This is a genomic window from Paracoccus nototheniae, from assembly GCF_004335005.1.
GTDB classification, from domain to species: Bacteria; Pseudomonadota; Alphaproteobacteria; order Rhodobacterales; family Rhodobacteraceae; genus Paracoccus; species Paracoccus nototheniae.
Genome location: NZ_RQRT01000089.1, coordinates 1 through 12,581, shown reverse-complemented (window position 1 = coordinate 12,581; position 12,581 = coordinate 1). Strand labels below are relative to the sequence as shown.

Here is a 12,581-nt window from a genome sequence, read left to right as displayed (position 1 = left end):
CCACCGCATTCTGGAACCGCCCCCCGTCGCCCGCAGCCAGCCACGCCGCCCCGTCCGAGATCCCCCGGATCAGATCGTCCAGCCAGTCCTGATCGGCCTTGGCGAAATCTGACAGCACATAGGGCGCCACCTTGTCCTTGTGCCCCGGATGCCCGATCCCAAGGCGCACCCGCCCATAATCCGGGCCCAGATGCTGATGAATTGACCGCAGCCCGTTATGCCCCGCATGCCCGCCGCCCTGCTTGACCCGCGCCTTGCCGGGCGCCAGATCCAGCTCGTCATGCAGCACGGTCACATCCGCCGGGCTCAGCTTGAGATAGCGCACCGCCTCTCCGACCGCCTGACCCGACAGGTTCATGAAGGTCTGCGGTTTCAGCAGGGTCACGCGGACATCGCCAAGCCGCCCCTCGGCGGTCAGCCCCTGAAACCGGGGCCGCCAGGGCGCAAAGCCGTGATCGGCCGCGATCCGGTCCAGCGCCATGAACCCGATATTGTGACGATTTGACGCATATTTCGCACCGGGATTGCCCAGCCCCACGATCAGCTTCACGATGGCCTCCTGCCTGCCTCAAAGGGTCGTTTTTCGATCCATCCCTTGCGGCTGACCTTGCCGGTTACTAAGACTCTGTCAACCTATCGCGGCTAAGACAGGGATTCAGACCCGGACGAATCGCGGGAACTCTGGGACGAACAGGCAAGGACAGAAGATGAGCGATCCGGCAGAATTCTACATGAACAACCTGGTGCCCATGGTGGTCGAACAGACCTCTCGCGGGGAACGGGCCTATGACATCTTCTCGCGGCTGCTCAAGGAACGGATCATCTTCGTCTCGGGGCCGGTCCATGACGGCATGTCCACGCTGATCTGCGCGCAGCTTCTGTTCCTCGAGGCGGAGAACCCGTCCAAGGATATCAGCATGTATATCAACAGCCCCGGCGGTGTCGTGACCTCGGGCCTGTCGATCTATGACACGATGCAGTATATCCGCCCCCGCGTGTCCACGCTGGTGGTGGGGCAGGCGGCCTCGATGGGGTCGCTGCTGCTGGCGGCGGGCGAACCGGGGCTGCGCTATTCGCTGCCCAACAGCCGGGTGATGGTCCATCAGCCCTCGGGCGGGTTCCAGGGTCAGGCGACCGACATCCTGATCCACGCCCGTGAGACCGAAAAGCTGAAGCGCCGGCTGAACGACATCTATGTCACCCATACCGGCCGCACCCTGTCCGAGGTCGAAGAGGCGCTGGAGCGTGACCGCTTCATGTCCCCGGACGAGGCCAAGGATTTCGGCCTGATCGACGAGGTCGTCGCCCCGCGCGGCAAGGCCGTCCCCGAGAAGAAATAGCCTTCTTGGGGATTGTGACGGGCCGGGCTGGCCCGTAACATGGAACGAATGACCTGCGGCGGCCGATCCGGCGCAGGAAACCGAAGATGCGGCGCGCGGTCAGGGACCGCCGCCGCCCGCAGCGCGGCCCCGCGTGGCGGCAGTGAAGGAAGTGGACGATGGCGAACCAGTCCGGCAGTGACAGCAAGAACACGCTCTATTGCAGCTTCTGCGGCAAGAGCCAGCACGAGGTCCGCAAGCTGATCGCGGGGCCGACCGTGTTCATCTGCGACGAATGCGTCGAGCTGTGCATGGACATCATCCGCGAGGAGACGAAATCCAGCGGCCTGAAATCGGGCGACGGTGTACCCACCCCGCGCGAGATCTGCGGCGTGCTGGACGATTACGTCATCGGTCAGGAACATGCCAAACGCGTCCTGTCGGTCGCGGTGCATAATCACTACAAGCGCCTGAACCACGGGTCCAAGACCGATATCGAACTGGCGAAATCCAACATCCTGCTGATCGGCCCCACCGGCTGCGGCAAGACGCTGCTGGCGCAGACGCTGGCGCGGATCCTGGACGTGCCCTTCACCATGGCCGATGCGACCACGCTGACCGAGGCGGGTTATGTCGGCGAGGATGTCGAAAACATCATCCTCAAGCTGCTGCAATCGTCGGAATACAACGTCGAACGGGCGCAGCGCGGCATCGTCTATATCGACGAGGTCGACAAGATCACCCGCAAATCCGACAACCCCTCGATCACCCGCGACGTATCGGGCGAGGGCGTGCAGCAGGCGCTGTTGAAGATCATGGAAGGCACCGTCGCTTCGGTGCCGCCGCAGGGTGGTCGCAAGCATCCCCAGCAGGAATTCCTGCAGGTGGACACGACGAACATCCTGTTCATCTGCGGCGGTGCGTTCGCGGGTCTGGACCGGATCATCTCGCAGCGCAACAAGGGCACGGCGATGGGCTTTGGCGCCTCGGTCAAGGAAGCCAATGACAAGGGCGTGGGCGAGCTGTTCAAGGAACTGGAGCCCGAAGATCTGCTGAAATTCGGCCTGATCCCGGAATTCGTGGGCCGTCTGCCGGTCATCGCGACCCTGACCGATCTGGACGAGGAAGCGCTGATCATCATCCTGACCAAGCCAAAGAATGCCTTGGTCAAGCAGTACCAGCGTCTGTTCGATCTGGAAGGCGTGCAGCTGACCTTTACGGAAGATGCGCTGACCGCCATCGCCAAGCGCGCGATCAAGCGCAAGACCGGTGCCCGCGGCCTGCGTTCGATCATGGAAGAGATCCTGCTGGACACGATGTTCGAACTGCCCGGTCTGGACAGCGTCGAAGAGGTCGTGGTGAACGAGGACGCGGTCGAATCCTCGGCTGCCAAGCCGCTGCTGATCCACACCGACGCCAAGAAGGAAAGCGCCTCGGCCGGGTAACCGGCCAAGGGCCCCGGATCGGTTCGAAGGCTGGACCTTGGCACCGATCCGGGGCATATCCCGGCAACAATCCTGTCGATAAGGGGCCCGTCGATGTCGTTTCTGCTGCGCTTTCTGACCTGGTGGAACAGCCAGACGCTCAACACCCAGTTCTGGACATGGCGCCACGGCCTCAAGGTCGGCGAGGATGCTGCGGGCAACATGTTTTACAAGACCAAGGATGGCAAGCGGCGGTGGGTGATCTATAAGGCCGAATCCGAGGCCAGTCAGATTACGCCGGAATGGCATGGCTGGCTGCACCACACCTGGAACGAGCCGCCGACCGAGCTAGCGCTGCCGCGCAGGGATTGGGAACGCCCGCACAAGGCGAACCAGACCGGCACGGCTGACGCCTATGTCCCCGCAGGCTCTCTGTATCGCGCCCAACCCGCGCAGCGCAGCGACTATGACGCGTGGCGTCCTGAATAATATGTCCGCGACCGGGTTCCACCGCGCCGAGGCGCGGGCCGAACTGATCGCGGGCGGCGTCGTTCTGGCGGTCGCCGCAGGCTTTCTGATATGGGCCGCGCAGGGGCAATGGGGCGGCGGCGCGGGATACGAAGTCACGGCCTCGTTTCCCGATGTGGACGGCGTCGCAGTGGGGACCGAGGTTCGGCTGGCGGGCGTGCGGATCGGGCGGGTCAGCGACATTCGCCTGAACCCGCAGACCTATATGGCCGATGCTACCCTGACGATCCCCAATGATATCATCCTGCCCACCGACAGCGCCGCGCTGATCCAGTCGGACGGCCTGCTGGGTGGCGCCTATATCCAGCTGCAGCCGGGCGGCAGTCCCGATGATCTGGCGCCGGGCGACGAGATCGAGGATGTGCAGGGCGCCGTCAGCCTGTTGCAGCTGATGCTGAAATTCGTGGACAGCCAGTCGGGCGATGATGCCCCGTCCCAAGACGGAACCGCGCCGTGATCCGCGCCGCGCTTCTGGCGCTGCTGCTGGCCAGCCCGGCGGCGGCGCAGGACACGGTCCGGGCACCCGGCGCCATGCTGCGGGGGTTGGACAAGGTGTCGGGGCGTACCACCGACCTGCCGCTGCAGGTGGGCGAGGCGCAGCGCTATGGCCGGTTGGAGATCCGCTTGGGTGAATGCCGCTATCCGGCGGGCGACCCCAGCTCGGATGCCTTCGCTCAGCTGACAATCACCGATCTGCGCCAGAATGCGACGGTGTTCAGCGGCTGGATGATCGCCAGCTCTCCGGCGCTGTCGGCGCTGGACGATGCGCGCTATGATGTCTGGGTGATGGCCTGCCAAAGCTGATCCGATGTCGGCAGCGGATGGGCGCCCATATCCGCAGGGCGCCGCAGCGCCGCTGACAGGCGGGCGCGATAAGAGGCGCGGGTAATTTCGACCCCTCCCATGCTGGCCAGATGCGGCGTCAGAAACTGCGTGTCGAACAGCGTGAACCCGCAGCGCGCCAGATGATCCGAGGCCCAGATCAGCGCCATGCGCGATCCGTTGCGCCGGGCCGACACCATCGATTCCCCGAAAAACGCCGCCCCCAAGGTGATCCCGAACATGCCGCCGGCAAAGGCGCCGTCATGGCGGATCTCGAAAGCATGGGCATGGCCCAAGGCGTGCAGGTCGCGGTACAGCCCGGCCAGCGGGGCGTTGATCCACGTCGCCTCGCGATCCGCGCAGGCGGCAACCACTGCGTCGAAATCGCCGTCCAGATGCGCCGACCACCCGCCCCGCCGCAGATCGCGGCAGAGCGAGCGGGCGGCATGAACGCCGCCCACCGGAAGGATCCCGCGCCGGGGCGGGTCGAACCAGTGCAGGCGGTCATCATCGGCGCTTTCCGCCATGGGAAAGACGCCTCGCGCATAGCCGCTCAGCAGTTGCGCGGGGGTCAGCATCCGTCAGGCGTAATGCGCCGCCAGCCAGCGCTCCAGCCAATGGATGGAGTAATTGCCCGACTGGATGTCCGGCTCGGCCAGAAGGTCGCGGAACAGCGGCACGGTGGTGTCCACGCCGTCCACGATCAACTCGCCCAGGGCGCGCGACAGGCGGGCCAGAGCCTCGTCACGGTCGCGGCCATGCACGATCAGCTTGCCGATCAGGCTGTCGTAATACGGCGGGATCGCATAGCCCTGATACAGCGCCGAATCCATCCGCACGCCAAGGCCACCCGGGGCGTGATACTGGGTGATGCGGCCGGGGCAGGGCGAAAAGCCCGGCACTTTTTCGGCGTTGATCCTGACCTCGATCGAATGGCCGTTGATGACCAGATCTTCCTGATGGAACTCCATCGGCAGGCCCGCCGCGACGCGGATCTGCTGGCGCACGAGGTCGACGCCAAAGATCGCCTCGGTCACCGGATGTTCGACCTGCAGGCGGGTGTTCATCTCGATGAAATAGAATTCGCCGTCCTCGAACAGGAATTCGATCGTGCCGGCGCCGGAATAGCCGATCTTGGCCACGGCATCGGCGCAGACCTTGCCGATGCGATCGCGCTGTTCCTGCGTGATCGCCGGGCCGGGCGCCTCTTCCAGCACTTTCTGATGGCGGCGCTGCAGCGAACAGTCGCGTTCGCCCAGATGAACCGCGCGGCCCTTGCCGTCGCCAAAGACCTGAATCTCGATATGGCGGGGGCGCTGCAGGTATTTTTCCAGATAGACATCGGGATTGCCGAAGGCGGCCTTGGCCTCGGACCGGGCGGTGCGGAAGGCGACCTCGAGGCCGCTTTCATCCAGCGCGACCTTCATGCCGCGTCCACCGCCGCCTGCGGTGGCCTTGATGATGACCGGATAGCCGATTTCAGCGGCGACCGCCTTGGCCTCGTCCACGTCGTTCACGCCACCCTCGCTGCCGGGCACGCACGGCACGCCAAGCGCCCTCATCGTGTCCTTGGCGGTGATCTTGTCGCCCATGATGCGGATATGTTCCGCGCGCGGGCCGATGAAGGTGATGTCGTGATCTTCCAGCATCTGCACGAAACCGGCGTTTTCGGACAGGAAACCATAGCCGGGATGGATGGCCTGCGCGCCGGTGATCTCGCAGGCGGAAATCAGCGCGGGCATCGACAGATAGCTGAGCGCGGAGGAAGGCGGGCCGATGCAGACCGATTCGTCGGCCATGCGCACATGCATCGCATCCGTGTCGGCGGTGGAATGGACCGCGACCGAGGCGATGCCCATCTCGCGGCAGGCCCGGATCACGCGCAGCGCGATCTCGCCCCGGTTGGCGATAAGGATCTTGTCGAACATGGGCTTACTCGACGATCATCAGGGGCGTGCCGAATTCGACCGGAATGCCGTCATCGATCAGGATGCGCTTGACCGTGCCCGCGCGCGGGGCGGGGATGTGGTTCATGGTCTTCATCGCCTCGACGATCATCAGCGTGTCGCCTTCGGCCACGGTCTGACCGACGGTCACAAAAGCCGCAGCGCCGGGTTCCGCCGACAGATAGGCGGTGCCGACCATGGGCGAGGTGACCACGCCGGGCAGGCTGGCCGGATCGGCCGAAGCGGCGGCGGGCACCGTCAACGCGGTCGAGGCGGCGGGCTGGGGGGCGGCGGCCTGCTGTTGCTGGGGCGCCTGCGCATAGACGACCTGCTTGCCCTGCTTGGACAGGCTGACCGTCAGGCGGTCATGTTCGCCATATTCCCGTTTGACCTGAATCTCGGACAGCTCGCTGGAATTCAGCAACTGGGCCAGCGACCGGATGAAGGCCACGTCGCCTTCGTGATGCTTCTCATGGTTGGAATCGTTGCTCATGCCGTCCTCTGCCATTGTCTGGTCGGGCCGCGTCCTGGCGCGGCGATTGCCGGGCTTATAGCCCTTGTGAGGGTGCAAGGGGAAGGGTTCCGGCGCATCGGGGGTCGAATTGCGCCGAACCGGGCGGTCAGCTGCCTTGCCCGTCGTTTTGTCCCTGCCCCTGCTGGTCCCCGCCCCAGTCCGCGCGACCGTCCGCGCGCGCGGCCCGTTCTGTCAGGCCCGACACGCCTTCGCGGCGCGCCAGCTCCGCCTCGACCTGATCCAGCGTCACGTCGCGGGCGGCCAGCATCACCAGCAGGTGAAACATCACGTCCGCCGCCTCGCTGGTCAGGCGGTCGCGGTCGCCCTTGACGGCCTCGATGATCGCCTCGACAGCCTCTTCGCCGAACTTTTCGGCGCATTTTTCCGGGCCCTTGGCCAGCAGGCGGGCGGTCCAGCTGCTGTCGGGATCGGCCGATCTGCGGTCTTCGATCGTGGCGGCAAGGCGGTGCAGGGGGGTCATGTCAGCCTCATGGGGATGCCTGCGGCGGCCATATGGGCCTTGGCCTCGGCGATGGTATGGGTGCCGAAATGAAAGATGCTGGCGGCCAGCACGGCGCTGGCATGGCCTTCGGTCACGCCCTCGACCAGATGGTCCAGCGTGCCGACCCCTCCCGAGGCGATCACCGGCACGTTGACGGCGTCAGCGATGGCGCGCGTCAGCGGCAGGTTAAAGCCCGAGCGGGTGCCGTCGCGATCCATCGAGGTCAACAGGATCTCTCCGGCGCCTTTGGCTTCGACCGTGCGGGCGAATTCGACGGCGTCGATGCCGGTGGCCTTTCGCCCGCCATGGGTGAAGATTTCCCATCGGCCCGGTGCCACGGTCTTGGCGTCGATGGCCACCACGATGCACTGGCTGCCGAAACGGTCGGCGGCGGCGGCCACAACATCGGGATCAGCCACGGCGGCGGAGTTGAAGCTGACCTTGTCGGCGCCCGCCAGCAGCAGCGCGCGCACGTCCAGATGGCTGCGCACACCGCCGCCCACGGTCAGCGGCACGAAGCATTGTTCTGCCGTGCGCGTCACCAGATCGAACATGGTGCCGCGGTTTTCATGGGTGGCGTGGATGTCGAGAAAGCAGATCTCGTCCGCGCCGGCGGCGTCATAGGCGCGCGCGGCCTGAACCGGATCGCCCGCGTCGATCAGATCGACGAAGTTGACACCCTTGACCACGCGGCCATCGGCGACGTCGAGGCAGGGGATGATGCGGGTCTTGAGCATCGGGATGCGCCTTTGGCTGGGGCTGTCGTGGCAAGGGTCTAGCGCAACGCGCGTAGCGAGGCCAGAGGGGGTCATGCGGGGGGCCAGCCCCCCATCGCGCGAAGGGCGCGATTCCCCCCGGGATATTTTCGTGAAGAAGATGGGCCTCAGGCGAGGGCTTTGAGGGCGGCCTTGATGTCGAGGGCGCCGTCATAGAGGGCGCGGCCCGAGATGGCCCCGGCGATGATCTGGGTGTCGGCCAAGGCCTGCAGGTCGGCCAGCGAGGAGACGCCGCCCGAGGCGATGACCGGGATGGTGACGGCGCGGGCCAGCGCCTCGGTCGCGGGGATGTTGGGGCCGCCCATGGCGCCGTCGCGGTCGATATCGGTATAGATGATCGCGGCGACGCCGGCGTCCTGAAACCGGCGTGCCAGATCGGTGGCGTCGATATCGGTTTCCGTGGCCCAGCCCCGGGTCGCCACGCGGCCCTTGCGCGCGTCGATGCCGACCGCGATGCGGCCCGGAAAGGCCATGGCCGCGTCGCGGACCAGATCGGGATTCTCGACCGCCACGGTGCCCAGGATCACCCGGGTCAGGCCGCGATCCAGCCAAGCCTCGATCGTGGCCATGTCGCGGATGCCGCCGCCCAACTGGGTGGGGATGGTGGTGGCGGCCAGGATCGCCTCGACCGCGGCGGCATTCACAGGCTTGCCTTCGAAGGCGCCGTTCAGATCGACCAGATGCAGCCATTCGGCGCCCGCATCCTGAAAGGCGCGGGCCTGCGCTGCCGGATCGGTGCCGAAGACGGTGGCCGCATCCATGTCGCCGCGCAGCAGGCGCACGCAATTGCCGTCCTTGAGGTCGATGGCGGGGTAAAGGATCATGGCGCGGCTCCGGTCTGTCTTTTGGGGTTGGATCGTCTTTGGCATGGCGCGGGCGGGATCGGCAAGGGGCGGACCTGACGTCATGCTTGCGAGGGCGGGCGGCCTGCGCGCATTCTGCCGCCATCCTGAGGAGGAGCGACGATGCGTCACATCATATTGGCCGCCGGATTTGTTCTGGTGGCGGGGGCGGCTTTGGCCGACCCGATCGAGGGGCTTTGGCAGACCCAGCCCGATGAGGGGGCCTTTGCCCATGTCATGGTGGCGCCCTGTGGCGGGGCCTATTGCGGCACGATTTCCCGCACGTTTCGGGACGGGGCGGACTATGCCTCACCCAATCTGGGGCGGCAGATCGTCATCGACATGGCTCCGCAGGGGGGCGGCGCTTATGCGGGCCGGGTCTGGCGGCCGTCCAACGACAAGGTCTATGCCGGAAAGGCCGCCGTTGCGGGCGACCGGATGAGCCTGTCGGGCTGCATCGCGGGCGGGCTGTTGTGCAGCAGCCAGACCTGGGTGCGGGTGCAGTAGACGCCGACTGGGGGCGGGACAGCGGGCGGGGCTGCGGGCAGGGCCGGGGGCAGGACTGGGACCGGGGGCAGCCCGCCCCCGTCTTATTCCGCAGCCTCGGCCGGGCGCCATTGCGAGACGCAGGGGATCTTGTCGCGGTCGCAGCGCGCCGCGTATTTGCGCGCGATCTGTTCGACCTCGGCCAGCAGCCCGTCGGCCAGCCGGATCGGCTGCAGGCCCAGCCCCAGAAATCCGTCATTGACCACATGCAGGTCGTTCTCATCCGCCTCGATGCGGGGGTTCTTCTGAAAGGCGATCTGGGCCCCGGTGCGGGCGGCGATCATCTGCGCCAGATCGCGGACGCGATGCGTTTCGGTCATCTGGTTCAGGATCCGCACCCGCTCGCCCCGCTTGGGCGGGTTCGCCACGGCCAGTTCGATGCAGCGGCAAGTGTCCTGAATGTGGATGAAGGCCCGGGTCTGCCCGCCCGTCCCATGCACCGTCATCGGATAGCCGATAGCCGCCTGCATCAGAAAGCGGTTCAGCACCGTGCCGTAATCGCCGTCATAGTCGAAGCGGTTGATCAGCCGTTCGTCCAGCCGCGTTTCCTCGGTCTGGGTGCCCCAGACAATGCCCTGATGCAGGTCGGTGATCCGCAGCCGGTCGTTCTTGTTGTAGTAAAAGAAGAACAGCTGATCCTGGGTCTTGGTCATGTGATAGATGCTGCCCGGATTGACCGGGTACAGGATCTGCTGGCGATGGGGGCCGTTGGCAGTATCGACCGTCACGTCCAAGTAGCCCTCGGGGATCTTCATGCCCGCCGTGCCATAGCCATAGACGCCCATCGTGCCCAGATGGACCAGATGGATGTCCTGCCCCGAATCCACGATGGCGGCCAGAATGTCGTTCGTCGCATTCAGGTTGTTGTTGACGGTATAGCGTTTGTGGCGCGCCGATTTCATCGAATAGGGCGCGGCGCGCTGTTCGGCGAAATGGATCACCGCGTCGGGGCGTTCCTGGGCCAGAAGCGCCAGAAGGCGGTCGTAATCCTGACCCACGGTCAGATCGACGGTGCGGATCTGGAGGCCGGTCAGGTCGGCCCATGCGCGGACGCGCGTGCCAAGGGGACGGATCGGGGTCAGCGAGGTGACCTCCAGCTCGATATCGATCTTGCGACGCGACAGGTTGTCCACGATCACTATGTCGTGGCCGCGGGCGGAAAGGTGCAGGGCCGTGGGCCAGCCGCAAAAGCCGTCTCCGCCCAGAACGATGATCTTCATGCGATGCCTATCCGAGATGAGGACGCCTTGGGCGGAACTGCTCAGGTCATTCGGATCAATATCGCGATCACGGGCATCCTGCCAGCCTCAGGCTGTGCGCCGACATGCAAGCGTCATGAAACAGGCGGTTCTCAGCCGGCCATGGTGCGGCGCATATTGCCCATATGGGTGGCGATCGCCTGTTCCAGATCGGCGTAAAAGGTCAGCTTGCCGCCTTCCAGAACCGCGCCCGCATGGCAGGTCTCTCGCAGCATGGCCATGGAATGGGCCACCACGATGGCGCCGGAACTGGCCATGCGTTCGTTGAAGACGCGGTTCGATTTGAACCGGAAGGCGGCGTCGCCCACCGCCGAGACCTCGTCCACCAGATAGGTGTCGAAGGGCACCGCCATCGACAGCCCGAAGGCCAGCCGCGACCGCATCCCCGAGGAATAGGTCCGGATCGGCAGCTTGAAATGGTCGCCCAGCTCGGCGAAATCCTCGACGAAATCCAGCAGTTCGTCGGTATCGACGCCATAGACGCGGGCGACAAAGCGGCAGTTCTGTTCGCCCGTCAGCTCTCCGTTGAAGGACCCGGCAAAGCCCACCGGCCAGCTGATCGTGCCGGTCGACAGGATCTTGCCAGACGAGGGCAGCATCGCCCCCGAGATCATCCGCAGCAGCGAGGATTTGCCCGCCCCGTTGCGGCCCAGCAGCGCGACCGACACGCCGGTGGGAAAGGTGGCGGTGATATCGTCGGCCACCACCTTCAGCTTGCCGTTCAGCTTGTAGCTTTTCGACAGGTTCTGCAGATGGATCATCGCCGGTCGCGCAGGCTGTAAAAGATCAGGCTGCCGATCACCCAGAACACGATCAGGAAGCCGGCCAACATCAACAACAGCTTTTCGCGTTCGGGAAACTCGGCCTCTTGCGCCAGGGTGGGGCGGATATAGGGGGCCAGATAGCGCGACTGGCGCACCGCCTCGGCCCGCGCTGCCTCATAGCTGGCCAGCGCGGTGGTATAGCTGGCCTCGGCGAACTGGCGGTCGGCGGCCAGAATTTCGTATTGGCCGACGACATCGGACAGGGCGATGCCCTCGCCTTCGCTGCCGAACTTCTGGCGTTCGGCATCGATCTGTTCGCGAATGACGGCGATGCGCAGCTCGGTCTGGCTGATGCGCGGATCGGCGGGCTGGGCATTGGCCTGCAGCAGGCCAAGGGCCACCAGCTGTTCGGCCAGCTGCTGCTGCAGCGATGTCACGACGCCGATCTGGCTTTGCACATCGGCCACCGGATCGACCAGCTGATAGCGGTTGCGGAACTCGGTCACGGCCTGACGGGCCTGGCGCAGAATGTCCTGCGACCGCTCCAGCTCGACCCGGGCATAGCGCAGGGCATCCTCGCGGGCGATGTCGTTCAGCTGGTTGATCAGGATGCCGCCCTCTTCCAGGATGGCATTGGCGATGTTCTGCGCGTCCTGCGGCTCGAAAGCCAGAATGCGCAGGTCGATCATGCCGCTGTCGTAATGGATGCGGACCTTGCGTTCCCATTCATCGACCAGCGATTCCAGCGATTCCGTGCCACGATAGGCAAAGATCGGATCGTTCTCGGCCTTGGACCAGACCTCGCGCAGGTCCATGCGGGCGTTGACCCGTTCGACCAGATCGCGGCTTTGGATGAACTTGTACAGGATGTCGGTGTCGCTGGTCGAGCTGGACGTCACCCCCACCAGAGAGCCGAGGCCCCCCAGCACATCCGTCGGGCTGGCGGCCGATTCGCTGCGCACCGAAAAGCCGACATAAGAGGCGAACTGATCCGACGCCCGGGTATAGATATAGAACGCGCTCAGCAGGACCGGAATGATCACCACCAGAACAAAGCTGATGGCCATGCCGTAATGGCGCCGTTTCAGCCGGGCCGGGCTGGCCGGGGGCAGGACGGGTTGCTGCATGGCCGCCTCGATCCGGGCCTGCATCTGCGGGTTGGGAACCTGCGGGCGCATGCCGGGACCGCCCGGACCTGAGCCACCCGGACCGGCACCACCCGGACCCGGTCTGGCGCCACCGGCACCTGCCGGCGCACCTGCCGGGCGTGCGCCAGCGGCTGCCGCCCCTGCGCCAGCGGCTGGCGGGCGTGCGGGCATTGCGGTGCCTGCCGGGCGGG

General features: G+C 65.7%; 15 protein-coding genes and 1 pseudogene. 6 read left to right on the top strand and 10 right to left on the bottom strand.

All coding sequences use genetic code 11. The annotated features are described in order from the left end of the window. On the bottom strand, positions 1-550 hold a 550-nt coding region (gene pth / locus EG885_RS20005), incomplete at its 3' end, for an aminoacyl-tRNA hydrolase (protein ID WP_131578169.1). A 157-nt stretch (positions 551-707) separates the two neighbouring features. On the opposite strand from pth, the gene EG885_RS20000 reads away from it, so the two are divergent. The 5 genes from EG885_RS20000 (at position 708) to EG885_RS19980 (ending at position 4,075) form a co-directional block, all read left to right on the top strand. Next, positions 708-1,340 (top strand): ATP-dependent Clp protease proteolytic subunit, encoded by a 633-nt coding sequence (locus tag EG885_RS20000; RefSeq protein ID WP_131578167.1) that lies wholly within the window; start codon positions 708-710, stop codon positions 1,338-1,340. Positions 1,341-1,498: 158 nt separating this feature from the next. Next, a complete protein-coding gene (clpX, locus tag EG885_RS19995; RefSeq protein WP_131578165.1) occupies positions 1,499-2,764 on the top strand; it encodes an ATP-dependent Clp protease ATP-binding subunit ClpX in 1,266 nt (421 codons plus the stop codon). Positions 2,765-2,857: 93 nt separating this feature from the next. Continuing rightward, the gene (locus EG885_RS19990) at positions 2,858-3,232 is read left to right on the top strand and encodes an NADH:ubiquinone oxidoreductase subunit NDUFA12 (protein WP_131578162.1); all 375 of its coding nucleotides are present in this window, start codon (positions 2,858-2,860) and stop codon (positions 3,230-3,232) included. A gap of 1 nt (position 3,233) precedes the next feature. Then, positions 3,234-3,728, top strand: coding sequence for an outer membrane lipid asymmetry maintenance protein MlaD (mlaD, locus tag EG885_RS19985; RefSeq protein WP_131578159.1), 495 nt, complete (start codon positions 3,234-3,236; stop codon positions 3,726-3,728). Next, positions 3,725-4,075: a DUF2155 domain-containing protein gene (locus tag EG885_RS19980; RefSeq protein WP_341352776.1), complete on the top strand. Its 351-nt coding sequence runs from the start codon at positions 3,725-3,727 to the stop codon at positions 4,073-4,075. Before mlaD ends, EG885_RS19980 begins: the two co-directional genes overlap by 4 nt. On the opposite strand, the gene aat is transcribed toward EG885_RS19980, so the two are convergent. From aat to hisA, 6 genes and pseudogenes are all read right to left on the bottom strand, one after another. Then, complete coding sequence (gene aat, locus EG885_RS19975) at positions 4,042-4,671, bottom strand: leucyl/phenylalanyl-tRNA--protein transferase (RefSeq protein ID WP_131578156.1); 630 nt, start codon at positions 4,669-4,671, stop codon at positions 4,042-4,044. The genes EG885_RS19980 and aat overlap by 34 nt on opposite strands. A 3-nt stretch (positions 4,672-4,674) precedes the next feature. After that, positions 4,675-6,021: an acetyl-CoA carboxylase biotin carboxylase subunit gene (accC, locus tag EG885_RS19970; RefSeq protein WP_131578153.1), complete on the bottom strand. Its 1,347-nt coding sequence runs from the start codon at positions 6,019-6,021 to the stop codon at positions 4,675-4,677. A gap of 4 nt (positions 6,022-6,025) precedes the next feature. After that, positions 6,026-6,532 carry an acetyl-CoA carboxylase biotin carboxyl carrier protein gene (gene accB / locus EG885_RS19965; RefSeq protein ID WP_131578150.1) on the bottom strand — a complete coding sequence of 169 codons (507 nt, stop codon included), beginning with the start codon at positions 6,530-6,532 and terminating at the stop codon, positions 6,026-6,028. 196 nt (positions 6,533-6,728) lie between these two features. Continuing rightward, positions 6,729-7,034, bottom strand: a pseudogene (locus EG885_RS19960) (phosphoribosyl-ATP diphosphatase); the annotation flags it as partial. Continuing rightward, positions 7,031-7,792, bottom strand: coding sequence for an imidazole glycerol phosphate synthase subunit HisF (gene hisF / locus EG885_RS19955; RefSeq protein ID WP_131578144.1), 762 nt, complete (start codon positions 7,790-7,792; stop codon positions 7,031-7,033). The gene hisF and the pseudogene EG885_RS19960, both read right to left, overlap by 4 nt. Positions 7,793-7,938: 146 nt before the next feature. Next, on the bottom strand, positions 7,939-8,655 hold the full coding sequence (gene hisA / locus EG885_RS19950) for a 1-(5-phosphoribosyl)-5-[(5-phosphoribosylamino)methylideneamino]imidazole-4-carboxamide isomerase (protein WP_131578141.1): 717 nt from the start codon (positions 8,653-8,655) through the stop codon (positions 7,939-7,941). Positions 8,656-8,796: 141 nt separating this feature from the next. Between hisA and EG885_RS19945 the strand changes: the two genes are divergently transcribed. Further along, on the top strand, positions 8,797-9,180 hold the full coding sequence (locus tag EG885_RS19945) for a DUF2147 domain-containing protein (RefSeq protein ID WP_131578138.1): 384 nt from the start codon (positions 8,797-8,799) through the stop codon (positions 9,178-9,180). Positions 9,181-9,263: 83 nt separating this feature from the next. On the opposite strand, the gene EG885_RS19940 is transcribed toward EG885_RS19945, so the two are convergent. The 3 genes from EG885_RS19940 to EG885_RS19930 form a co-directional block, all read right to left on the bottom strand. Beyond that, the gene (locus EG885_RS19940) at positions 9,264-10,439 is read right to left on the bottom strand and encodes an NAD-dependent epimerase/dehydratase family protein (protein ID WP_131578136.1); all 1,176 of its coding nucleotides are present in this window, start codon (positions 10,437-10,439) and stop codon (positions 9,264-9,266) included. A 131-nt stretch (positions 10,440-10,570) separates the two neighbouring features. After that, on the bottom strand, positions 10,571-11,239 hold the full coding sequence (locus tag EG885_RS19935; RefSeq protein ID WP_131578134.1) for an ABC transporter ATP-binding protein: 669 nt from the start codon (positions 11,237-11,239) through the stop codon (positions 10,571-10,573). Then, a complete protein-coding gene (locus EG885_RS19930; RefSeq protein ID WP_242679765.1) occupies positions 11,236-12,420 on the bottom strand; it encodes a KpsE/RkpR family capsule polysaccharide export protein in 1,185 nt (394 codons plus the stop codon). Before EG885_RS19930 ends, EG885_RS19935 begins: the two co-directional genes overlap by 4 nt. Between the last annotated feature and the right edge of the window lie 161 nt (positions 12,421-12,581).